Here is a 21248-nt window from a genome sequence, read left to right as displayed (position 1 = left end):
GCGTGCACGGTGGCGTTCCGCGGCCGACCCGACCGAGGAAGGACATAGCCCTGATGCAGGAGATTCTGCAGCTCGTGCAAGACCCGACAGCCTGGATTGCGCTCGTGACGCTCGTCGTCATGGAAGTGGTACTGGGCATCGACAATCTGATTTTCATCTCGATCCTGACCAACAAGCTGCCCGAAGCGCAGCGCGAGCGGGCACGGCGCATCGGCATCGGCCTTGCGCTGGTCATGCGCCTGGCGCTGCTCGGCACCGTCGCCTGGATCGTCAAGCTGACGGCCCCGGTCTTCGAGCTGTTCGGCCATCCCTTCTCCTGGAAGGACCTGATCCTGATCGCCGGCGGTCTTTTCCTGGTGTGGAAGGCGACCAAGGAGATCCACCACACGGTGGACCCCGTCGATCACAAGGAAGACATGGTGGGCAAGGGTGCGAGCCTGAGCTTCAATGCCGCCATCGGCCAGATCCTGCTGCTCGACCTGGTCTTCTCCGTGGATTCGATCATCACGGCGGTGGGCATGACGCCGCATCTGCCGATCATGATCGTCGCCGTCATCGCCGCCGTCACCGTGATGCTGCTGGCGGCCAACCCCCTCGCCAATTTCATCGCCCGCAACCCGACCATCGTCATGCTGGCGCTGGGCTTCCTGCTGATGATCGGCGCGACGCTGATTGCCGACGGCATGGGCTTCCACGTGCCCAAGGGCTATATCTACGCTGCCATGGCCTTCTCTGCTTTGGTGGAGGTGCTCAACATGGCCGCGCGCCGCCGGCGCGAGAAGCAGAAGAGCGGGCATTGAGGCAATGTCGGCGCCCCCCAGGGCCGCCGGCATCCGCCACAACAGGTCCACGTGAAAAACACAGCAGGCCGAGATGAAAAAGAAGAGAGGCGCGATCCGGTCGCGCCTCTCTTTTCTATCGGTCAGGAGGGATGTGCGTCAGCCAGACGTGCCGCGGCGAGAGGCCAGCGGCTCAGGCACGCAGGCTGCGGGCGCCGGCCATTTCTGCCTGATCGGCGCCGTAGAGACAGACCCGGTTGCGACCGGCATCCTTGGCGGCATAGAGCGCGAGATCGGCATGGCGAAACAGGCAGCTCGGCCCGACCGCGCCGCCGCCGAAGGCCAGCCCCACGGATGCGCCGATCACCACGGGCTGCCCCTCGTAGAACATCGGCGCTCCCAGCACCTCCACCACGCGCCAGGCCATGGCCTCGGCCTCGGCCAGCGAAACCGGTGGCGCCAGGAGCGCGGCAAATTCATCGCCGCCGACGCGCGCGACCAGCTCGGACCGGCCAAGCGCGATCTTCAGCCGCATGGCGACCTGCTTCAGACAGGCATCGCCGGCCGGATGGCCGAAGGTGTCATTGACGCCCTTGAAGCCGTCGAGATCGATCAGCATCAGGCCAGCCTCGCCATCGGCATGCTGCTCGCAAAAGGTCGAGAACACGCTCTGGAACCGGGCGCGGTTCGACAGGCCCGTCATCATGTCGTTCTCGGCCAGTTCGCGGATCTGATTGAGATGCATGCGCTCTTCGGTGATATCCTGTTTCATGCCGAAAATGCGAAAGGGGTGACCGGCCTCGTCGGCATCGACACTGGCGGTGATGCGCAACCAGCGGCGATTGCCGCGCCGGGTGATGATTTCGGCATTCATGGAGAAGCTGCCGCAATCGGCGATCGCCTGGGCGCGCTTGATGTCGAGCTCGGCGCGGGAGGCAGGCGTGTAAAGATCCAGCACCTCTTCCCGGTTGAAGCGGCCGGCGCGGGGGATCTCGAACATGTCGTAGATCACGTCGCTCCAGGTCAGGCAATTGTCCGCAAGGGAGCATTCCCAGACCCCGATCCGGGCCATGGCCGAGGCATGGTTGAAGGTCCTGCGCAGATGCGCAAGCTCGGCACTCAGCTGCTGAATCTGCCTGTCACGCATGTCCAACTGCCGTTCGAGGCCCGACAGCTCCGTGTCGGCATTCGTGAAACAGCCATGCTGGGGCGCAGGCAGCGCCCCCTTATCGACCAATTTTTCCATCTGGTCCCTAAACCTCGCATCATGCGATGGCAGACCATAGGCCCGCTTCCGTTAACAGAAGGTAGGCAGGATGACTAAATTTCGATCAAACAGACACGACCGTCTGCCTGAAACCCTGCCACCCAACCCTGTCACCAGACCCTGCAAGCGATGGGGAAAGCCGGCCTGCCGAAGGATCGTGTGATCCGGCGCATCGCTGAGCCACACGGACGGATGACGGGAGGAAACCGGGCGCGGCGCGACAAGGCGATGGATCGGCCGGCGCCCTCAGGCTGTGCGCCCCCGTTTTCCTTGACGCGTGACGGGGAATATGGTCTCACCCGAGCCCAAGGGACAAGGCCTTCTCCTGCCGGCAGCGGCGCATGAGGGCCCGCGCCCCGTAAGCCCGCAGGACGCCTGCCCGCCGCCTGCCCAGCGCGGGCCGCGCGCAGCGGCCGCCCAAACGCTTGAAGCACGAGCCGATTTCATGACCGACACCCCCGTCCGCGTGCGCATTGCGCCTTCCCCCACTGGCGAGCCGCATGTCGGCACTGCCTATATCGCGCTGTTCAACTGGCTCTTCGCCAGGAAGAACAACGGCACCTTCATCCTGCGCATCGAGGATACGGACGCCACGCGCTCCACGCCGGAATTCGAAGAGAAGGTGCTGGATGCCTTGAAATGGTGTGGGCTGACCTGGGCGGAAGGCCCCGATGTCGGCGGCCCCTATGGCCCCTACCGCCAGTCCGACCGCAAGGACATGTATCAGCCCTACGCCCAGGAGCTTCTGGACAAGGGCCATGCCTTCCGCTGTTTCTGTACGCCGGAGCGGCTGGAACAGATGCGCGAGGCGCAGCGCGCCGCCGGCAAGCCGCCGAAATATGATGGTCACTGCCTCAATCTCACGGCCGAGGAAGTCACCACGCGCATGGCCGCCGGCGAGCCCTCGGTGGTGCGCATGAAGATCCCGACGGAAGGCTCCTGCGACTTCACCGACGGTGTCTATGGCGATGTCTCGATTCCGTGGGATTCGGTCGACATGCAGGTGCTGATCAAGGCCGACGGCATGCCGACCTATCACATGGCCAATGTGATCGACGACCATCTGATGAAGATCACCCATGTGGCGCGCGGCGAGGAATGGCTGGCCTCGGTGCCCAAGCACATCCTGCTCTACCGCTATTTCGGCTGGGACCAGCCGGTGTTCATGCATCTGTCCCTGATGCGCAATGCCGACAAGTCGAAGCTGTCCAAGCGCAAGAACCCGACCTCGATCTCCTATTATTCCGCGCTCGGCTATCTGCCGGAAGCACTGATGAACTTCCTCGGCCTGTTCTTCATCCAGATCGCTGAGGGCGAGGAGATGCTGACCATGGCCGAGTTGATCGAGAAGTTCGATCCCGACAACCTCTCCAAGGCCGGCGCGATCTTCGATGTGCAGAAGCTCGACTGGCTGAACGGCCGCTGGCTGCGCGAAAAGCTGGAGCCCGATCAGTTTGTTGCCCGCGTGCTGGAATGGGCCATGGAGAACGGCCGGCTGACCGAAGGGCTGAAGCTTGCCCAGAGCCGCATTTCGCGCCTCGGCGAACTGCCGCCGCTGGCCGGCTTCCTGCTTGCCGGCGATGTCGGCCTTTCGCCTGCCTCCTTCGCCGGCCTGAAGACCAGCCCGGCCGAGACGCTGGCGATCCTCAACGCCGTCCAGGCCGATCTGGAAAAGCTGATCGAGTGGAATGTCGAGGCGATCGATGGCGCCCTGCGCGGCGTGGCCGACGGGCTCGGCAAGAAGCTGCGCGTGGTCACCCCGCCGCTCTTCGTCGCCATATCGGGTTCGTCGCGCTCGCTGCCGCTGTTCGATTCCATGGCGCTGCTCGGCCGCTCGGTCGTGCGCCAGCGGCTGAAGATCGCCACGGGCGTCGTCGCCTCCATGGTCGGCAGCGGCGCCTAAGCGCCGCCCGCCTTTCGCCCGACAAGAAGAACCGGGCGGGATGATCGCCGAAGCCGCGCCTCGTGCGCCGCGCCATCCTGCCAGAAAAGCGCCAGAAGGTTTGAAGCGATGTCCGACAAGCCCACCGAGACCAAGACCGAAACCGCCCTCTCCTCCGACGTCACCGAAGTGCGCGCCCAGAAGCTGGCGCGCCTGCGCGAGACCATCGGCGATGTCTATCCCGCCCATTTCCACCGCAGCCATACGAGCGCGGAACTGGCGGAGAAATATGCCGATCTCGTCCCCGATACGGAGACGGAAGACCGGGTGACGGTGGCGGGCCGCGTCTATTCCGCGCGCAATTCCGGCATGTTCATCGACCTGCACGATGCCTCGGGCAAGATCCAGATCTTCTCGCACAAGGACACGACGCCGGAGGAAGCCCGCGCGCTGCTGCCGATGATCGACCTCGGCGACATCATCGGCGTCACCGGCGTCATCCGGCGCACCAAGCGCGGCGAGCTGACGATCAATGCGCAAGAGATCACCATGCTGACCAAGGCGCTTCTCCCCATGCCGGAGAAGTGGCACGGCCTTTCCGATATCGAGCTGCGCTACCGCAAGCGCCATCTCGACATCATGACCAATGAGGATTCCAAGCTGCGCTTCCGCCAGCGCAGCCGGATCATCTCGGGCGTGCGCCGCTTCATGGAGGAGGACGGCTTCATGGAGGTCGAAACCCCCATGCTGCATTCCGTCTATGGCGGGGCCACGGCCGAGCCCTTCAAGACCCACCACAACACGCTGAAGCTCGACATGTACCTGCGCATCGCGCCGGAGCTGTTCCTGAAGCGGACCCTGGTCTCAGGCCTCTCCGACAAGGTGTTCGAGATCAACCGCAACTTCCGCAATGAGGGCGTGTCCACCCGGCACAATCCCGAATTCACGATGATGGAATGCTACTGGGCCTATGCCGATTACGAGGACATGATGGACCTCGTCGAGCGGCTGTTCGCCTCGCTGGCCGAGACCATCCACGGCTCGACCGATGTGGCCTATGGCGAGCAGACGCTCTCCTTCAAGGGCCCCTTCCGCCGCGTGCCCATGCCCGACGCGGTCAAGGAGGCCACCGGCATCGACTTCATGGCGATCGGCACCGATGACGAGGCCCGCGCCGCCGCCAAGGCCGCCGGTTTCGAGGTGGAGAAGGACGCGACCTGGGGCGAATGCCTGGCCTTCATCTTCGAGGAGAAGGTCGAGGGCACGCTGATCCAGCCCTCGCATGTCACCCATTTCCCCAAGGACATCTCGCCCTTCGCCAAGGAAGTGCCGGGCGAGCCGCGCTTGGTCGAGCGCTTCGAGACCTATTGCAATGCCTGGGAAATCGGCAATGCCTTCTCCGAGCTGAACGACCCGGAAGAACAGCGCCGCCGCATGGTCGAGCAGCTGGAGCAGGCCCATGCCCGCGGCGAGAAGGAAAAGCAGCTGGACGACGAGTTCCTCGACGCCATCGACCAGGGCATGCCGCCGGCCGGCGGCCTGGGCATCGGCATCGACCGGCTGATCATGCTGCTCACCAACGCCCCCTCGATCCGCGACGTCATCCTCTTCCCGGCACGGCGCGCCAAGGCGGACTGAGCCGAGGCCTGTTTTCAGAACTTGACGCCGGCGTCGACCAGACGCCGGCGTTTGCCGTTTGAGGGCATGGGGCTGATTGGAGCGCCGCGCTAGTGTCCCGTCACACCGCTGTCGGCCGTGGCGTCCGCGCCGGGCGAGTTGCGGTGGGCAGCCTCGTCGGCCGGCTTTGCCGCCGCGCCAGAGCCGGAATCGCCGGTGATTTCATGGGACGGCCCGGATGCTTCCGGGGCCGGTGCCGCGCCAGCCTCATGTGCTGCGCCAGCCTCATGCGCGGCGGGCGCAGGATCCGCAGCGGCAGGCGCTTCAGGCGCGTGGACCGCAGGCACAGCGCCGTCGCCGTGATGGGCTGCATCCTCGGGAGCCCCCGCAGGCGCGGCCTTGGCCTCCTGATCGGGCGGTGCGTCATGCGTGGCTGCATTCGCGGCCTGCGGAGCGCCGGCGTGCTCGGGTGCCGCGTCGTGGCCGTTTGCCGCCTCATGGCCGGCGGGCGCATCATGGCCTGCGGGCGCGTCGTGAGCGGGCGCCGCCGGTTCAGGGGTGGAGGACGAGCCCATGCCGAACAGGCCGGTCACCTTGTCCAGAAGGCCGCCGGACGATTTGGCTTCGCCCTCGGCGGCCGCGTGTTCCTCGGCCTTGGCCGGATCGGCGCTCTTCGAGCCGAAGATCATGCCGGTGATCGAGGAGAACCAGCCGCCGCTTTCCGCACTGGCCGTGGGAGAGCCGCCATGACCTTCGCCGTCCTTGGCGCCATCGCCATGGCCGCCTTCGGTCACGGCTTCACCCTTTGCGCTTTCACCATGGCCGCTTTCGCCATGCCCGCCCTCGGCCGGTGCGCCGTGTTCGCCTGCGGCAGCCTCGCCATGGCCGCTGCTGTCCCCATGCCCGCCGCCTTCCGGCTTGGCCGCACCATGCCCGCCGCCATGCGCGGCCGCCGCTGCCGCGGCCTCGGCTGCGGCGGCCGCCGCAGCGATGGCCTTGGGATCGATGCAGTCCTTCGGATCGGCCATGGTCGTCATGATGCCGCGAATATCGTCGAAGGACAGCGCCTTCTCGTCCCCGGAGAAGCGACCGGCCTCGTTGACATCGCCGTCACGATAGCTGGCGACGATCGGCTGCGGCATGTCGGCCACCCGCGTCGGATCGGGCGCAAATAGCGCCTCGGCGCCGATGGCCGTGCCGCGCCAGTCGGCGCGCTTCTGCGGCCCCGCATCGCTCAGGATCACGACCTGGTAGAGATCGGCCTTTTCCTGCTTGGCCATGAGGCCCGCGACGCGCAAGGCGGTGCGCACCCGCTCCTGCCCGTTGCCCTTGTTGACGGTGACATATTTGCGCAGAAAGCGCTGGCCGTTGCGGTGGATCTTGACCACCTCCAGGATCGAGCAGTCGAGCCCGGAAATGGCGGCGGTCTTGGCCTCCTCGTCAATCCCGTCACCGGACCGGCCGAAATAGAAGGCGGCGCCCGCGCCTGCGCTCGAGAGCACGACGACGCCGACCAGCGAGAGGATGAAGACCTTCCTCGACAGGCGAATCTTGAACGATATACCCTTCACGTCGCCGGCCTCACCTTCGACTTCACCACAAACGCACAACCAGATGGTGGCGCAAGCTTAAGCGATGCCATGTTTCGGAACTCTAAACGACCGGGCGGAGAACCGTCGGCGGGTTTTAACGACACGGCCTCTTGATCCCCCAAAGGGGACGGGGCATGACCGGACGATCGGGAACAAGCAGGGGATCGTGGCCATGGCGCGGATCGGAATTGCGGGCGCGGGGGTCATTGGCGCGGCCATGGCGGTCCAGCTCATCGAGCGCGGGCACGATGTCACGGTGTTTGAAAAGGATGGCGAGAGCCTGCCGGCCTCCGTCGGCAATGCCAGCATCCTGGCCATTCCCGAGATCGACCCGATCGCCCGGCCGGACATGGTTTTTTCCGCGCCGAAATGGCTGATGGACCCGCTGGGGCCGCTGACGCTGCGCTGGCAGGACCTGCCCGCACTCACCCCCTGGCTGCTGGCGCTTCTGGCCGCCGCCCGCCCCTCCCAGGTCGAGGCCTCGCGCCAGGCGCTGACCGTGCTGATGCGCGAGGCGCTGTCCGAGCATGCGGCGCTGGGCGAACAGCTCGGCCTGAGCGGCCATATCCGCCACACCGGCGCGCTGCATGTCTATGACAGCCAGACGGCGCTGGACAAGGGCTATGCCCATGACCGGCAGGCCGCCCGCATCCTCGGCTTCGAGGTAGAGCGGCTGGACGCGGCCGCAACGCGCGCCCGTGTCCCGGCGCTGGAAGGCCATCTCGCTGGCGCGGTCTTTTCCGGTGGCTATCACACGCTGAACCATCCGCAGACCTTTCTGGACCGCCTGCGCGAGGTCATTCGTGCGCGGGGAACGCTGGTCGATCAGGCGGTCACCGCCGTGGTGCCGACCGCCTCGGGCGTCAGCTTGCGCAGCCGGGCCGGCGATCACGCCTTCGACAAGGTGGCGGTCGCCGCCGGCGTCTGGTCGCGCGAGCTGGTGCGGGGCCTCGGCCTGCGCGTGGCGTTGGAGACCGAGCGCGGCTACAACACCACCTGGACCGATCCGGCCGTGACGCTTCCCATGCCGGTCTTCTTCTCCGAGCACGGCTTCGTTGCCACGCCGCTCGATGGCGCACTCAGGGTCGGCGGCGCGGTGGAGCTTGCCAAGCCGGAGGCGCCCGCCAATTTCGCCCGCGCGCAGGCCATGCGCACCCGGATGCGCCGCTACGTGCCCGCGCTGCCGGAGGCGGGCGGCGTGGAATGGATGGGCCGGCGCCCCTCCACGCCCGACAGTGTGCCCGTTATCGGCCTCTCGCCGCAGGATCCGCGCATCGCCTTCGCCTTCGGTCATGGCCATCTCGGCCTGACGCTCTCGGCCATCACCGGCCGCCACATCGCCGATCTCCTTGAGGGCCGCAGCCTGCCGGAGCTGGCGCCCTTCTCGATCAGCCGTTTTCAGTAAACCATCGCCTGTCAGAGGACTGCTTCATGCATAAGGTCATTTTCGATACGGATCCCGGCGTCGACGACGCCATGGCGCTCCTGTTCCTGCACCAGCACGCCGAGATCCACCTCGTCGGCATCACCACCGTTTTCGGCAATGCCTCGGTGGAGACGACGACGCGCAACGCGCTGTTTCTCAAGCGCGAATGGCAGATCGAGGCGCCGGTGGCAAAGGGCATTCCCGAGACCATCGACCCGGCCCGCGCCCATGCCGACTGGCCGACCTTCGTTCACGGCGAGGACGGGCTCGGCAATATCGGCGTGCCCGAAACGATCGACCTGCCCATCGATCCCCGTCCCGCCCACCGCTTCATCATCGATACGGTGCGCGCCTATCCGGGTGAGGTGACGCTGATCGCCGTCGGTCGCATGACCAATCTCGCCCGCGCGCTGAAGGAAGACCCCGAGATCGTCGGCCTGGTCAAGGGCGTCATCATCATGGGCGGCGCCTTCGACACCAATGGCAATGTCAATCCGGCGGCCGAGGCCAATATCCATGGCGATCCCGAGGCGGCCGACCAGGTCTTCACCGCCGCCTGGCCGCTGACCGTGGTCGGCCTCGATGTCACCACCAAGACCGTGATGACCCGTGCCGATCTCGCGGCCATTGTCGAGCGGGGCGGCGCGCGCACGAAGCTGCTTTCCGATATCTCGCAATTCTACATCGATTTCTACGAGACCCGCGTGCCGGATGGCATGCTGGTGCATGACAGCTGCGCCTGCGTCTATCTCGTCGCGCCTGAGCTTTTCACCATCCGCAAGGGCTCGATGCGCGTCGTCTGCGGCGGCATCGCCGATGGCCAGACGATCCAGAAGCCGGACGATCTCGGCTGCGGCCCCAGCGTCTGGGACGGCCTGCCCTCGCAGGCGGCCTGCATGGAGGTCGACGCACCCGCCGTGCTCAAGCTGATCGCCGACACTTTGGCGAATACGGGGGCAAACACCGGGGGCAAGACCGGAGCCTGAGCCGATAAAAATCCGCGCGCCGGCTTTCTTCGGAGCGGCGCGCGGCTATCTTCTGACGGCATGAAAGCCGATCATCTGCTCTACCCCACGCCCAAGGGCCTTTATTGCGAAAGAGGCGGGTTCTACATCGACCCGGTCCAGCCGGTGGAGCGGGCGCTGATCACCCATGGCCATGCCGACCATGCCCGCGCCGGCCATGGCGCGGTGCTCGCCACCCGCCAGACGCTCGACATCATGGCGGTCCGCTATGGCGAGGCCTTCTGCCAGACGCCGGAGGAAGCGCCGCTCGGCAAGGCTATGCGCATCGGCGACGTCACCGTGCATTTTCACCCGGCAGGCCACGTGCTCGGCTCGGCGCAGATCGCCGTGGAGGCGGAGGGCCTGCGCATCGTCGTTTCAGGCGATTACAAGCGCCGGCGCGACGCGACCTGCCTGCCCTTCGAGCCGGTGCCCTGCGATGTCTTCATCACCGAAGCCACCTTCGGCCTGCCGGTCTTCCATCATCCCGACGATGCCGGGGAGATTGGCAAGCTTCTGACCTCGCTGCGCCAGTTTCCCGAGCGGGCCCATCTGGTCGGCGCTTATGCATTGGGAAAGGCGCAGCGTGTGATCATACTGCTGCGCGAGGCCGGCTATAACGCGCCGATCTTCATTCACGGGGCGCTTACGAAACTTTGCGACTATTACCAGGCGCAGGGCATCGATCTCGGCGCTTTGGAGCCGGCGACCATCACCGGCCGCGACAAGAGCGCCTTTGCCGGGCGGGTGATCATCGGCCCGCCCTCGGCCTTTGCCGACAAATGGGCGCGGCGCTTTCCCGATCCCATGGCCGTCTTCGCCTCCGGCTGGATGCTGGTGCGCCAGCGCGCCCGCCAGCGCGGCGTCGAGCTGCCGATCGTCATCTCGGACCATTGCGACTGGGCGGAACTGACCGCGACCATCGCCGAGCTGCGCCCCGGCGAGGTCTGGGTCACGCATGGGCGGGAAGAGGCGCTGGTGCGCTGGTGCGAGCTGCAGGGCATCGCCGCCCGGCCGCTGCACCTCGTCGGCTATGACGACGAGGGGGAGTGAGCCATGCAGGCCTTTGCCGAACTGCTCGACCGGCTGGTGCTCACCCCACAGCGCAATGCCAAGATCCGGCTGATGGCGGATTATTTCCGCACGACACCCGATCCGGACCGTGGCTATGCGCTGGCGGCGATCGCCGGCACGCTTGACATCGCCGCCGTCAAGCCGGCACTCTTGCGCCAGCTGATGCTGGAGCGGATGGATCCCATCCTCTTCCAGTACTCCTATGATTATGTCGGCGACCTCGCCGAGACCATCTCGCTGGTCTGGGAAGCGGTGGAGCCTGAGGATGCGCAGGTCGCGGACCTGTCGCTCGGCGCCGTCATCCATCGCCTGCAAAGCGCCGGACGGGCCGATGTGCGCGGCCTCGTGCGCGATCTTCTCGACCGCCTCGACGGTTCCGCACGCTATGCCTTCCTCAAGTTGATCACGGGCTCGATGCGCATTGGCGTCTCCGCCCGGCTGGTAAAGCAGGCGCTGGCGGAGATGGGCGGCGTGGAGGCCGGCGAAATCGAAACGCTCTGGCACGGGCTCTCCCCGCCCTATCTCTCGCTCTTCGCCTGGCTGGAGGGCCATTCGGAGCGGCCGGCCCTGTCCATGCCGGCCGTCTTCCATGCGGTCATGCTGGCAACGCCCGTCGCCGAGGGGGATCTCACCAATCTCGACCCGAAGGACTATGCCGCCGAATGGAAGTGGGACGGCATCCGCGTCCAGCTCGCCAATCTCGACGGCACGCGCCGGCTCTATTCGCGCAGCGGCGACGACATCTCCGCCGCCTTCCCAGACATTCTCGAGGCGGTGAATTTTGAAGGCATCATCGACGGAGAGCTGCTGGTCGGCGGCACGGCCCGCACCAACCGCGCCACCCGCACCTTCTCCGACCTGCAGCAGCGGCTGAACCGCAAGACAGTGACGCACAAGACCATCGAGGACTATCCCGCCTTCGTGCGCGGCTACGATCTCCTGTTCTCGCGCGAAGGCGACCTGCGCGCCCTGCCCTTTTCCGAGCGGCGCACAGCACTCGCCGGCCTGATCGAGGAAGCCTCGCCCACGCATTTCGACCTGTCGCCGCTGGTTCCCTTCGCAAGCTGGGAGGAGATCGACCGGCTGCGCACCGCACCGCCCGATCCCGTCATCGAAGGCATCATGCTCAAGCGCTGGGATTCGCCCTATCTTGCCGGGAGGGCCAAGGGCCCGTGGTTCAAGTGGAAGCGCGAGCCCTTTAATGTCGATGCGGTGCTGATGTATGCCCAGCGCGGACACGGCAAGCGCTCCAGCTATTATTCCGACTTTACCTTCGGCGTGTGGACGACAAGCGAGGGCAAGGACATGCTGGTGCCGGTGGGCAAGGCCTATTTCGGCTTTACCGATGCGGAGCTGGAGATCCTCGACCGCTACGTGCGCAACAACACGATCGAGCGCTTCGGCCCGGTCCGCTCGGTCAAGGCCACGCCGGACCATGGCTTCGTCCTGGAAATCGCCTTTGAAGGCATCAATCGCTCCAGCCGGCACAAGTCAGGCGTCGCCATGCGCTTTCCCCGCATCGCCAGGCTGCGGGCCGACAAGCTGCCGCGCGACGCCGACCGTCTGGAAACGCTGCTCGCCATGATCCCCGCAGGTGCGCACGACGATATCGACGGCTGAAATACGGACGATCCGCGGCCTCTCCTCCTCGTCCACAGATGAGGTCATGCGCGCAATCGGTAAGGGCGCTGCTTCTGTAGGCGAAAAAGCGCGCACAAGCTCATCCATGCGCAAGCCTGCCGGTCTACAAATCACTCCGGAAGCCAACGGCATCAGACCGAACCGGGAAAGCTTTTAGCAGGCAAACCAGCAAGCACATCGCCTTTTCGCTCGTGCGAGCAGAGTATGTTAACACGCAATCGCCACCATCGCCTGGACATCCAGGGCTGGGATGGCAAGAACTGTGCGTGGTTTTCACCTGTCATCCCGCTCTCCTCTTCTGATCAGGATCACGGTTCGGATGACAGACCGAACAGGTCCGAGATCATCATGATCCAGGGATTGACGACGCGTGACGATCACCAGATCTCGAAACAGACGAACGGAGTGGCTGAGACGGCTTTTGCGCCCCAGCTATATTCCGGCCGTCATCGCGCTCGCCGTGATCCTTACCGCCGCCTTCTTCGCAGAGCGGCAAAATGCCTCCGTCAACGAGGTCCGCTCGCGGGCGATGGTGGCCGAGCGTCTGACGGCCATCCGCTCTAAAATCGAGCGCGGCATCACCGACGATGTGCAGCTGGTGCGCGGACTGGCGGCGCTGATCGCGGCGAGGCCGGACATGATAGAGGCGGACTTTCCGCGCGTGGCCAGGGAGATTGCAAGCCAATCCTCCTACCTGCGCAATCTGGCCCTGGCCCCCGATATGGTGATCGCCCAGGTCTATCCCCGCGCCGGCAATGAGCAAGCGCTTGGAAAAGACTACCGGCTGATTCCCCAACAGCGAGAGACCGCACTGCGCGTCCGCGACGAGAACCGCATGATTCTGGCGGGGCCCATGAATCTGATCCAGGGCGGATATGGGCTGAGTGCGCGCTTTCCCATCCGCGTGGAGGACGGCACCAGCGGCGGCCGGTTCTGGGGCATCCTTTCCGCCGTGCTGAAAATCGACCAGCTTTACCGAGATGCGGGCCTGATGGAGTCCGAGCTCGACCTTGCTCTGTCCGGACGGGATGGCACGGGCGCGCAGGGGCCGGTTTTCTTTGGTGCAGCAGAGGTGCTGCAGCGCAATCCCGTGCGCCTGACCATCGACCTGCCCGGCGGCAATTGGGTGATCAGTGGAACGCCGGCGGGCGGCTGGCCCCACTCGCCGCCCAATCTATGGACCGTGCGGATGGCCATCGCCTTCGCCGGGCTTCTGCTGCTGGTCCCTGTCTATACGCTCGGCCGGCTGATGGACGAGCGCCAGCAGCACATCACAATCCTGACCCAGAAGGAAGAAAGGCTCAGCGCGCTCTCGCACCGCCTGCGAATCGCGCTGGATGTGTCGGAAACCGGCACCTGGGAATGGGACCTGGCACGCGATGTCGTGTTCATGGACCGGCGGATGCAGGAGATCTACGAGTTCCACGAGGATGAAGATCCCGGCGCAGCGCTTTGGCGCAGTCGTCTCCATCCGCTCGACAGGGAGGACACGACTGCACGGGTCCATGAGGCCCTGCGTACCCGGCAGCCCTATCAGATACAATTCCGCATCATCGTGCCGGACAAGGGCGTCAGGCATATCCGCTCGATCGGATCGCCCTATACCGACGCCAAGGGCATCCAGCGCGTGGCGGGCGTCAACTGGGACATTACAGCCGACGTGGCCAAGACCGAAAGCCTGGAGGAAGCGCGGCGTCTGGCCGAGACCCGCAGCCGCGAAATCGAAGCCGCGCGCCACCGCATGGAGTTCAACGCGCTGCATGATCCGCTGACCGGCCTGCCGAACCGGCGCTATCTCGACCAGAAGCTGAACGCGCTAAGCCTCGAGAGCTTGGCGATCAGCATCTTTCACCTCGATCTCGACCGCTTCAAGGACATCAACGATACGCTGGGCCATGCCGCGGGCGACCAGGTGCTGCGGCATGCCGCAGACATCCTCCGCTCGAAGATGCGCGCGGGCGATTTCATTGCCCGGATCGGCGGCGACGAATTCGTGGTCATCGTCACCAATAACAGCCTGCCGGATCAGGGCGAAACCCTGGCCAGGGAGATCATCGCCGCCTTTCATGCCCCGCTTCCCTATCATGGCCATGAATGCCGGATCGGCGTCAGCATCGGCATCGCCCGCCAGGCGGAGGCGGAAACGCCGGAGCAGCTCCTGGTCAATGCCGACATTGCCCTTTACGAGGCCAAGCGCGATGGACGTGGACGCTACAGGTTCTTCACCCCGGCGCTCAAAGCCGCCGCGCTGACCACCAAGAAGGTTGGCGACGAAATCCTGCGCGGGCTGGAGCGCGGCGAGTTCATTGCCTATTTCCAGCCGCAGTTCTCGCCGGTCTCGCTCGATATCGTCGGGGTGGAGGCGCTGGCGCGCTGGCAGCATCCCACGCGTGGATTGCTTGCACCTGCGGCCTTCCTGGAAACGGCGGAGGAGATCGGCGTCGTCTCGCGCATCGACGACAGCATTCTCGATTGCGGGCTGGAAGCCCTGCACAGCTGGGACGCCGGCGGCGTGTCGATCCCCAAGCTCTCGGTCAATCTTTCCCACAGCAGGCTGATGGACGAAAGCCTGCCCGAACGGCTGGAAGCGCTCGATCTGCCGGCCGGTCGCCTGTCCTTCGAACTGCTGGAGTCCATCTCTTTCGACGACTGGGACAACCGGATCATGGCGACGATCAAACGCATCCGCGCCATGGGCATCGAACTCGAGATCGATGATTTCGGCAGCGGCTACGCCTCGATCACCAGCCTTCTCAAGCTCACACCGAACCGGCTGAAAATCGACCGCCAGCTGGTCATGCCGATCCTCTCCTCGAATCGGCAGCTGCGCCTGGTTTCCTCGATCATCGACATCGGCCGGGCGCTGGGCATCGACGTGGTGGCAGAGGGCGTGGAAACCCGCAACCATGCCGACGTTCTGCGTGCCCTCGGCGCGCATGCGCTGCAGGGCTATGCCTTCGCCCGGCCGATGTCGAAGGAGGCGCTGACCGCTTTCGTCAGCGAGCAGAGCTGGAAGGCCGCCTGATCGATCCAAGCACAGCGGATCATAAAATATTTTAAAAACATGACCTTGTATGATTTTTTCGACCGACTCGCCTGTCGGTGTGTGTCCCGCTTTCGGCCACACCGTGGCGCAAAGGAAACACTTGTTGAGGGACTTACCCTATTTTGGGGGATGGCAGCGAATGCCCGCTCGCAACGCGGCGGCAAAATGGTAAGGAGAAATGGTGAATCACTCGTTACCGGCAGCGTAGAGCCGGAAGGGGAAACCCGGATGAAATTCGTCAAGACGCTTCTGCCGCTGAGCCTTCTCCTGCTGTCGGGCTGCATGGTCGGCCCCAATTATCAGGAGCCGCCGGCCGTTCTTCCTGCCAAGTTTTCGCGCGGCTCGTCTGCGGCGGACAATGTGGTCATGAACCCCTGGTGGCAGGCCTTCCGTGACAAGAAGCTCGACAGCCTGATGACCCGCGGGATGAACGAAAATCTCAGCGTGAAGCAGGCGCTCGAGCGCATCAATCAGGCAAATGCCAACGTCATCATCGCCGGCGCCGGCGCCCTGCCGTCGCTCAACAGCTCGTCCTCGGCCACCGTGCAGGGCCAGGATGGCTCGCTGGTGCGCCGCCAGTCCAACGGACAGCGCGACCATAGCGAGACCAAAACGGCCACCACGTCACTTCCCGCGTCCTGGCTTCTCGACCTCTTCGGCCAGTATCGCCGGTCGGTCGAATCGGCCAACGCCACGCTGGATGCGGCCTATGACAATATCGGCACGGCACGGCTCGCTTATCTCTCCGATCTGGCGACGTCCTATATCGACGCGCGCTACAACCAGGAGGCTCTGGCCCTCGCCCGCAAGAGCCTGGAATCGCGCCGCGAAACCTTGAAGCTGACCAATGACATCCGCGAGGCGGGTGCTGCTTCGAGCCTCGACGTGGTCCAGGCTGAAGGTTTGGTCAATTCGACGCTTGCCGAGCTGCCGGCCTATGAAAGCGGCTTCAATGTCGCCGCCAACCACATCGCCACGCTGCTCGGCCTGCCGGCCGCCTCCATCACCTCGGAGCTGACGCGCAGCAGCGGCCAGCCGAGCCCCCGCTACAACACCAAGGTCGGCATTCCCGCCGATCTCATCCGCAACCGCCCGGATATTCGCGCCGCCGAGCGCAATCTCGCTGCGGCGACGGCGGAAATCGGCGTGGCCGAAGCCCAGCTCTATCCGAGCCTTTCGCTCGCCGGCTCGATCAGCGCCTCGCGCACGCTGACCAACGCCGTGCAGGGCAATGTCGGCGCCTGGTCCTTCGGCCCGGATCTGGTCATCCCGATCTTCAATGGCGGGCGGCTGCGCGCCAATGTCGAGGTGCAGCGCTCGGCAGCCCAGGTGGCCTATCTCACCTGGAAGCAGACGGTGCTCAAGGCCGTCGAGGATGTCGAGAACGCCCTGATCTCGCTCAAGAACAATTACGAGACGGTCGCCGCGCTGCGCAAGGTCGTCGCTTCCTCCGAACAGGCACTCGGCCTCGCCCGCGAAAGCTATCGCGGCGGCGCCACCTCGCTGCTGGACGTGCTCGACGCCGAGCGTACCCTGTCGCAGTCGCGCATACAGCTGGCCGCAGCCATTCGCAGCCTTGCAGCAAATTACGTCTCGCTGAACGTCGCCATCGGCGGCGGCTCGGCCATTGCAGTCCCGGTCCGCGGCGCGCCCGTGGTCGCCAGGACGACGGTGGTCGCGACCAAGTAAGGACGCCGGCAGCATCCTTTGAGCTTGGTTTCATCAGGGGCGTCGGCTTTGGCCAGCGCCCCTGATCGCGTTTTCTCGCCTTGTCGCTTGCTCGCCTTGTCGTGCAAAGCGCCGTTCAAGGACGCAAGCGTCACGTCAGGCCGATCTCCAGCGCCTGCGCGCCCTCCCACAGCACCATCCGGCCAAGCTTGGCGAGATCCTCCAGCGGCGAGGTCACGGTGAGAAAATGATTGCCGGCAAGCTGCCCCATCTTCGATTTGAAATGGACGGCGCCATAAGCCAGCAGCATCTCCGTCTCGCTGATGCCGCCGGGATAGAGCAGCATCTGCCCGGGCGCGGGGAAGCTGGTGTGGTTTTCATAACCGATGCCGAAATCGGTGGTGCCCAGCGGAATCCACAGGCCCTCGCCGCTCCAGCGCACATGGATGATCCGTTCGCGGTAGGGCAGAAGCTTCAGGATCGCCGAACAGGTCTCGGGCGCCGCCTCCGTCTCCAGCCGCGCCTCGAACCGGAAGGGCCCGGCCTTCAGAAACACCATTTCGCTCATTGCACACTGCCTCTTTGACGTTATGCCGCATCATGCCCAAGGGCTGCCGCCGGCACCAGCCCCGGCGCGCATCCGCCCTGTGGCAAAATCAGCCGGCAAAGCGGTGGCACCTCATGATTTTTTCCGGCTCAAGGCTTGGCTTTCCTTAAGAACCTCTCCATATTTGGAGCATCCCCGCGAGCGCCTGTTCGATGGCTTTCGCCTGCGCGTGACAGGTGCACATTCGCCCCTGATTGGCCGGTCGTGACTGGCCGCGTGCCAGACGGGCGCGACGGAGGCGGCAGGCATCTTTGACTGCTGCGTCCGGCTCGTTCGTGCAGACGATCAGCGGGGACCGGTCTCATGCTTGTGTTTCGCATCGCTGTGTTTCGCATTGGCTGAGCCTCCCGCCTGGACAACCATCCGAGAGGAACGACCCATAGATATCGCCGCGCTCCTGCTTCCGGTTCTCGTCTTCGCCCCGCTCGCGGGCAGCATCGCGGCCATTTGCCTGCCTTCACGGCAGGGAACGGAGGCGGCCTGGCTTTCCGGTCTCGTCGCCTTTCTCTGCCTCGGCATCAGCGTCTTTCTCTATCTGCAGGTCAGCCATCGCGGCGTCATCACCTGGCAGATGGACTGGATCCCTCAATATGGCCTGAACCTGAAGCTGCGGATGGACGGGCTGTCCTGGATGTTCTCAGGTCTGATCAGCGCCATCGGCCTGCTGGTCGTCGTCTATGCCCGCTACTACATGTCGCCAAGCGACCCGGTGCCGCGCTTCTTCTCGCTGTTCCTCGCCTTTATGAGCGCCATGCTCGGCCTGGTTCTGTCGGGCAATCTGGTGCTGATGGCGATCTTCTGGGAGATGACCAGCATCGTCTCCTTCCTGCTGATCGGCTACTGGTATCAGAACGCCCAGGCGCGCGACGGCGCGCGCATGGCGCTGACCATCACGGCGACCGGCGGGCTCTGCCTGCTGGTGGGGCTGATGCTAATCGGCCATATCGTCGGCAGCTACGATCTCGATGCCGTTTTGGCCTCGGGCGATGCCATCCGCAACCACCCGCTCTATCTGGTCGCGCTCATCCTCATTCTCGCCGGCGCCCTGACCAAGAGCGCGCAGTTTCCCTTCCATTTCTGGCTGCCGCACGCCATGGCGGCGCCCACGCCGGTCTCGGCCTTTCTGCATTCGGCGACGCTGGTAAAGGCCGGCATCTTCCTGCTGACGCGCTTCTGGCCGGTGATGGCCGGCACGGATGCCTGGTTCTGGCTGGTGGGACTGGCGGGCCTGACGACGCTTCTGCTCGGCGCCTATTTCGCCATTTTCCAGCATGATCTCAAAGGGCTGCTCGCCTATTCCACCATCAGCCATCTCGGCCTGATCACGGTGCTGCTCAGCCTCGGCAGCCCGGTGGCGGCCGTCGCCGCCATCTTCCATACGCTCAATCATGCGACCTTCAAGGCCTCACTGTTCATGGCGGCCGGCATCATCGATCACGAGACCGGAACGCGCGACATCAGGCGCTTGAGCGGCCTGTTCCGCTATATGCCGCATACGGCCACGCTCGCCATGGTAGCCAGCGCCTCCATGGCCGGCGTGCCGCTGCTCAACGGTTTCCTGTCGAAGGAAATGTTCTTCGCCGAGGCGATCGAGACCCATAAGGTCAATTTGCTGGATACGCTGACGCCCTATGTCGCCACACTGGCCAGCCTGTTCTCGGTCACCTATTCGGTCCGCTTCATCCACTCCGTCTTCTTCGGCCCGCCGCCGCGCGACCTGCCGAAGATCCCGCATGAGCCCGTGCGCTGGATGCGGCTGCCCGTGGAGTTCCTCGTGCTCGCCTGCCTGATCGTCGGCGTGGTGCCCTCGCTCACCATCGGCCCGATGCTCCATACCGCGGTCACCGCCGTTCTGGGCGCCGAGACGCCCTATTACAGCCTCGCCGTCTGGCATGGCTGGAACCTGCCGCTGTTCATGAGCATCATCGCGCTCGTCGGCGGGGTGCTGCTCTATGTGCTGATGAAGCCCTATCTCGCCAACAGCGTCGAGGGGCCGCCCTATATCCGGCGCCTGGAGGGCCAGCGCATCTTCGAGCGCGTGCTGGTGACGCTGTCCTGGCGCTGGGCGCGCCTGATCGAGGCCAAGGCGAGCACAAGGCGGCTGCAGCCGCAGCTGCGCATTCTCGCCGCCGTCTCGCTGCTGGCGGCTGCCGTGCCGCTGCTCCATCGCGGCTTCCAGCCGGCGGAGATCGTGCTGCGCGGCATCGATCCCGCCTTCGCCTTCGTCTGGCTGATCGGCATGGCCTGCGCGGTCGGCGCGGCCTGGCAGGCGAAGTTCCATCGGCTGGCGGCCCTGGTGCTGCTCGGTGGCGCGGGGCTGATCACCTGCATCACCTTCGTCTGGCTGTCGGCGCCGGACCTCGCCGTCACCCAGCTGCTGGTCGAGATCGTCACCACCGTCTTGATCCTGCTCGGCCTGCGCTGGCTGCCGAAACGGATCGAGCAGGCGACCAAGCCGGAAGAAATGACCTTCGGCGTGCGCCTGCGCCGCCTGCGCGATTTCCTGGTGGCGGTGGCCTGCGGCCTCGGCCTCACCCTGATTTCCTACACGGTCATGACCCGGCAGATGCCCGGCACGATTTCCAGCTTCTTCCTTGAGCGCGCCTATTCGGAAGGCGGCGGCACCAATGTCGTCAATGTGACGCTGGTGGATTTCCGCGGCTTCGACACCTTCGGCGAGATCGCGGTGCTCTGCATCGTCGCGCTCACCGTCTTCGCCCTGCTGCTGCGCTTCCGCCCGGCCTCCGAGAGCCTGGAAAAGCCCGAGCAGCAGCAGGTGCAGAACGCCTATGACGACCGCCACCCGGATCGGGCCAAGGGCGACAGCGTCTCCGACTATCTGTTCGTGCCGGCCATCCTCATGCGCTGGATGTTCCCCGTCATCGGCATGCTGGCCGCCTATCTGTTCTTCCGGGGACATGATCTGCCGGGCGGCGGCTTTGCCGCCGGCATCGCCATGTCGATCGGCTTCATCCTGCAATATATGGCCGGCGGCACGCGCTGGGTGGAGGAGCGGCTGCGCATCCATCCGCTGCGCTGGATGAGCATCGGCCTGCTGGTCTGCAGCGCCACCGGGCTCGGCTCCTGGGCGCTGGGCTATCCGTTCCTCACCTCCACATCGCATTACCTGCATCTGCCTGTGATCGGCGACGTGCCGCTCGCCAGCGCGATCCTGTTCGATCTCGGCGTCTTCTCGCTGGTGCTGGGCGCCACCGTGCTGATCCTGATCGCGCTGGCCCACCAGTCCGTGCGTGCCCCGCGCGCCCATATCCGCGCGCCGCGTGTCGGTGGGAAGGAGGTCTCCTGATGGAACTCGTGCTCTCCGCCGGCATCGGCGTACTCGCCGCCTCGGGCATCTGGCTCCTGTTCCGGCCGCGCACCTATCAGGTCGTCATCGGCCTTTCCCTGCTGTCCTATGCGGTGAACCTGTTCATCTTCGGCATGGGACGGCTGCGCGTGGACGCGCCGCCGATCATCGAAAAGGGTGGCGCCGGAGGGCTTCTCACCCATAGCGATCCCCTGCCCCAGGCGCTGGTGCTCACCGCCATCGTCATCGGCTTTGCCATGACCGCGCTCTTCCTTGTCGTGCTGCTCGCCTCGCGCGGCTTCAGCGGCAATGACCATGTCGATGGGAGGGAGTGAGCC

The 21248-nt window shown here is 65.2% G+C and carries 14 protein-coding genes; 11 read left to right on the top strand and 3 right to left on the bottom strand.

Features of this window, described 5'->3' with window-relative positions; all coding sequences use genetic code 11:
• The first annotated feature begins 53 nt into the window (after positions 1-53).
• On the top strand, positions 54-800 hold the full coding sequence (locus BJF92_RS02040; protein WP_075633102.1) for a TerC family protein: 747 nt from the start codon (positions 54-56) through the stop codon (positions 798-800).
• A gap of 172 nt (positions 801-972) precedes the next feature.
• Here BJF92_RS02040 and BJF92_RS02035 read toward each other — a convergent pair whose 3' ends face one another.
• Complete coding sequence (locus tag BJF92_RS02035; protein ID WP_245294637.1) at positions 973-1926, bottom strand: sensor domain-containing diguanylate cyclase; 954 nt, start codon at positions 1924-1926, stop codon at positions 973-975.
• A gap of 565 nt (positions 1927-2491) precedes the next feature.
• On the opposite strand from BJF92_RS02035, the gene gltX reads away from it, so the two are divergent.
• Positions 2492-3949, top strand: coding sequence for a glutamate--tRNA ligase (gene gltX, locus BJF92_RS02030; protein ID WP_075633100.1), 1458 nt, complete (start codon positions 2492-2494; stop codon positions 3947-3949).
• 108 nt (positions 3950-4057) lie between these two features.
• Positions 4058-5566, top strand: coding sequence for a lysine--tRNA ligase (gene lysS, locus BJF92_RS02025; protein ID WP_075633099.1), 1509 nt, complete (start codon positions 4058-4060; stop codon positions 5564-5566).
• An 89-nt stretch (positions 5567-5655) separates the two neighbouring features.
• On the opposite strand, the gene BJF92_RS02020 is transcribed toward lysS, so the two are convergent.
• Positions 5656-7116 carry a hypothetical protein gene (locus BJF92_RS02020; protein WP_075633098.1) on the bottom strand — a complete coding sequence of 487 codons (1461 nt, stop codon included), beginning with the start codon at positions 7114-7116 and terminating at the stop codon, positions 5656-5658.
• 193 nt (positions 7117-7309) lie between these two features.
• On the opposite strand from BJF92_RS02020, the gene BJF92_RS02015 reads away from it, so the two are divergent.
• From BJF92_RS02015 to BJF92_RS01990, 6 genes are all read left to right on the top strand, one after another.
• Complete coding sequence (locus BJF92_RS02015) at positions 7310-8542, top strand: NAD(P)/FAD-dependent oxidoreductase (RefSeq protein WP_075633097.1); 1233 nt, start codon at positions 7310-7312, stop codon at positions 8540-8542.
• Between the two features lie 26 nt (positions 8543-8568).
• Positions 8569-9549 (top strand): nucleoside hydrolase, encoded by a 981-nt coding sequence (locus tag BJF92_RS02010; RefSeq protein WP_075633096.1) that lies wholly within the window; start codon positions 8569-8571, stop codon positions 9547-9549.
• A 60-nt stretch (positions 9550-9609) separates the two neighbouring features.
• Positions 9610-10620, top strand: coding sequence for a ligase-associated DNA damage response exonuclease (locus BJF92_RS02005; RefSeq protein WP_075633095.1), 1011 nt, complete (start codon positions 9610-9612; stop codon positions 10618-10620).
• Positions 10621-10623: 3 nt separating this feature from the next.
• Complete coding sequence (locus tag BJF92_RS02000) at positions 10624-12261, top strand: cisplatin damage response ATP-dependent DNA ligase (protein ID WP_075633094.1); 1638 nt, start codon at positions 10624-10626, stop codon at positions 12259-12261.
• Positions 12262-12652: 391 nt separating this feature from the next.
• Entirely contained in the window at positions 12653-15307 is a 2655-nt protein-coding gene (locus BJF92_RS01995) for a bifunctional diguanylate cyclase/phosphodiesterase (RefSeq protein ID WP_245294636.1), read from the top strand.
• A gap of 249 nt (positions 15308-15556) precedes the next feature.
• Entirely contained in the window at positions 15557-17017 is a 1461-nt protein-coding gene (locus BJF92_RS01990; RefSeq protein WP_075633093.1) for an efflux transporter outer membrane subunit, read from the top strand.
• A 130-nt stretch (positions 17018-17147) separates the two neighbouring features.
• On the opposite strand, the gene BJF92_RS01985 is transcribed toward BJF92_RS01990, so the two are convergent.
• Positions 17148-17564, bottom strand: a complete 417-nt coding sequence (locus BJF92_RS01985; RefSeq protein WP_075633092.1) for a DUF3830 family protein — start codon at positions 17562-17564, stop codon at positions 17148-17150.
• Between the two features lie 418 nt (positions 17565-17982).
• On the opposite strand from BJF92_RS01985, the gene BJF92_RS01980 reads away from it, so the two are divergent.
• Together BJF92_RS01980 and BJF92_RS01975 are read left to right on the top strand one after the other, a co-directional pair.
• Positions 17983-20910 carry a monovalent cation/H+ antiporter subunit A gene (locus tag BJF92_RS01980; RefSeq protein ID WP_425356442.1) on the top strand — a complete coding sequence of 976 codons (2928 nt, stop codon included), beginning with the start codon at positions 17983-17985 and terminating at the stop codon, positions 20908-20910.
• A complete protein-coding gene (locus BJF92_RS01975; protein ID WP_075633091.1) occupies positions 20910-21245 on the top strand; it encodes a Na+/H+ antiporter subunit C in 336 nt (111 codons plus the stop codon). The genes BJF92_RS01980 and BJF92_RS01975 overlap by 1 nt, the downstream gene beginning before the upstream one ends.
• The last annotated feature ends 3 nt before the right edge of the window (positions 21246-21248 follow it).

The organism is Xaviernesmea rhizosphaerae (genome assembly GCF_001938945.1).
Classification (GTDB): domain Bacteria; phylum Pseudomonadota; class Alphaproteobacteria; order Rhizobiales; family Rhizobiaceae; genus Xaviernesmea; species Xaviernesmea rhizosphaerae.
Note: the sequence above shows the minus strand (reverse complement) of the source record. Positions and strands in the feature narration are given on the sequence as shown.

Bases quoted from the DNA above. Each gene is read 5' to 3' on its own strand.
- BJF92_RS02040 (WP_075633102.1), top strand. From the start codon at position 54: ATGCAGGAGATTCTGCAGCTCGTGCAAGACCCGACAGCCTGGATTGCG.
- BJF92_RS02035 (WP_245294637.1), bottom strand. From the start codon at position 1,926: ATGCGTGACAGGCAGATTCAGCAGCTGAGTGCCGAGCTTGCGCATCTG.
- gltX (WP_075633100.1), top strand. From the start codon at position 2,492: ATGACCGACACCCCCGTCCGCGTGCGCATTGCGCCTTCCCCCACTGGC.
- lysS (WP_075633099.1), top strand. From the start codon at position 4,058: ATGTCCGACAAGCCCACCGAGACCAAGACCGAAACCGCCCTCTCCTCC.
- BJF92_RS02015 (WP_075633097.1), top strand. From the start codon at position 7,310: ATGGCGCGGATCGGAATTGCGGGCGCGGGGGTCATTGGCGCGGCCATG.
- BJF92_RS02010 (WP_075633096.1), top strand. From the start codon at position 8,569: ATGCATAAGGTCATTTTCGATACGGATCCCGGCGTCGACGACGCCATG.
- BJF92_RS02005 (WP_075633095.1), top strand. From the start codon at position 9,610: ATGAAAGCCGATCATCTGCTCTACCCCACGCCCAAGGGCCTTTATTGC.
- BJF92_RS02000 (WP_075633094.1), top strand. From the start codon at position 10,624: ATGCAGGCCTTTGCCGAACTGCTCGACCGGCTGGTGCTCACCCCACAG.
- BJF92_RS01990 (WP_075633093.1), top strand. From the start codon at position 15,557: ATGAAATTCGTCAAGACGCTTCTGCCGCTGAGCCTTCTCCTGCTGTCG.
- BJF92_RS01985 (WP_075633092.1), bottom strand. From the start codon at position 17,564: ATGAGCGAAATGGTGTTTCTGAAGGCCGGGCCCTTCCGGTTCGAGGCG.
- BJF92_RS01975 (WP_075633091.1), top strand. From the start codon at position 20,910: ATGGAACTCGTGCTCTCCGCCGGCATCGGCGTACTCGCCGCCTCGGGC.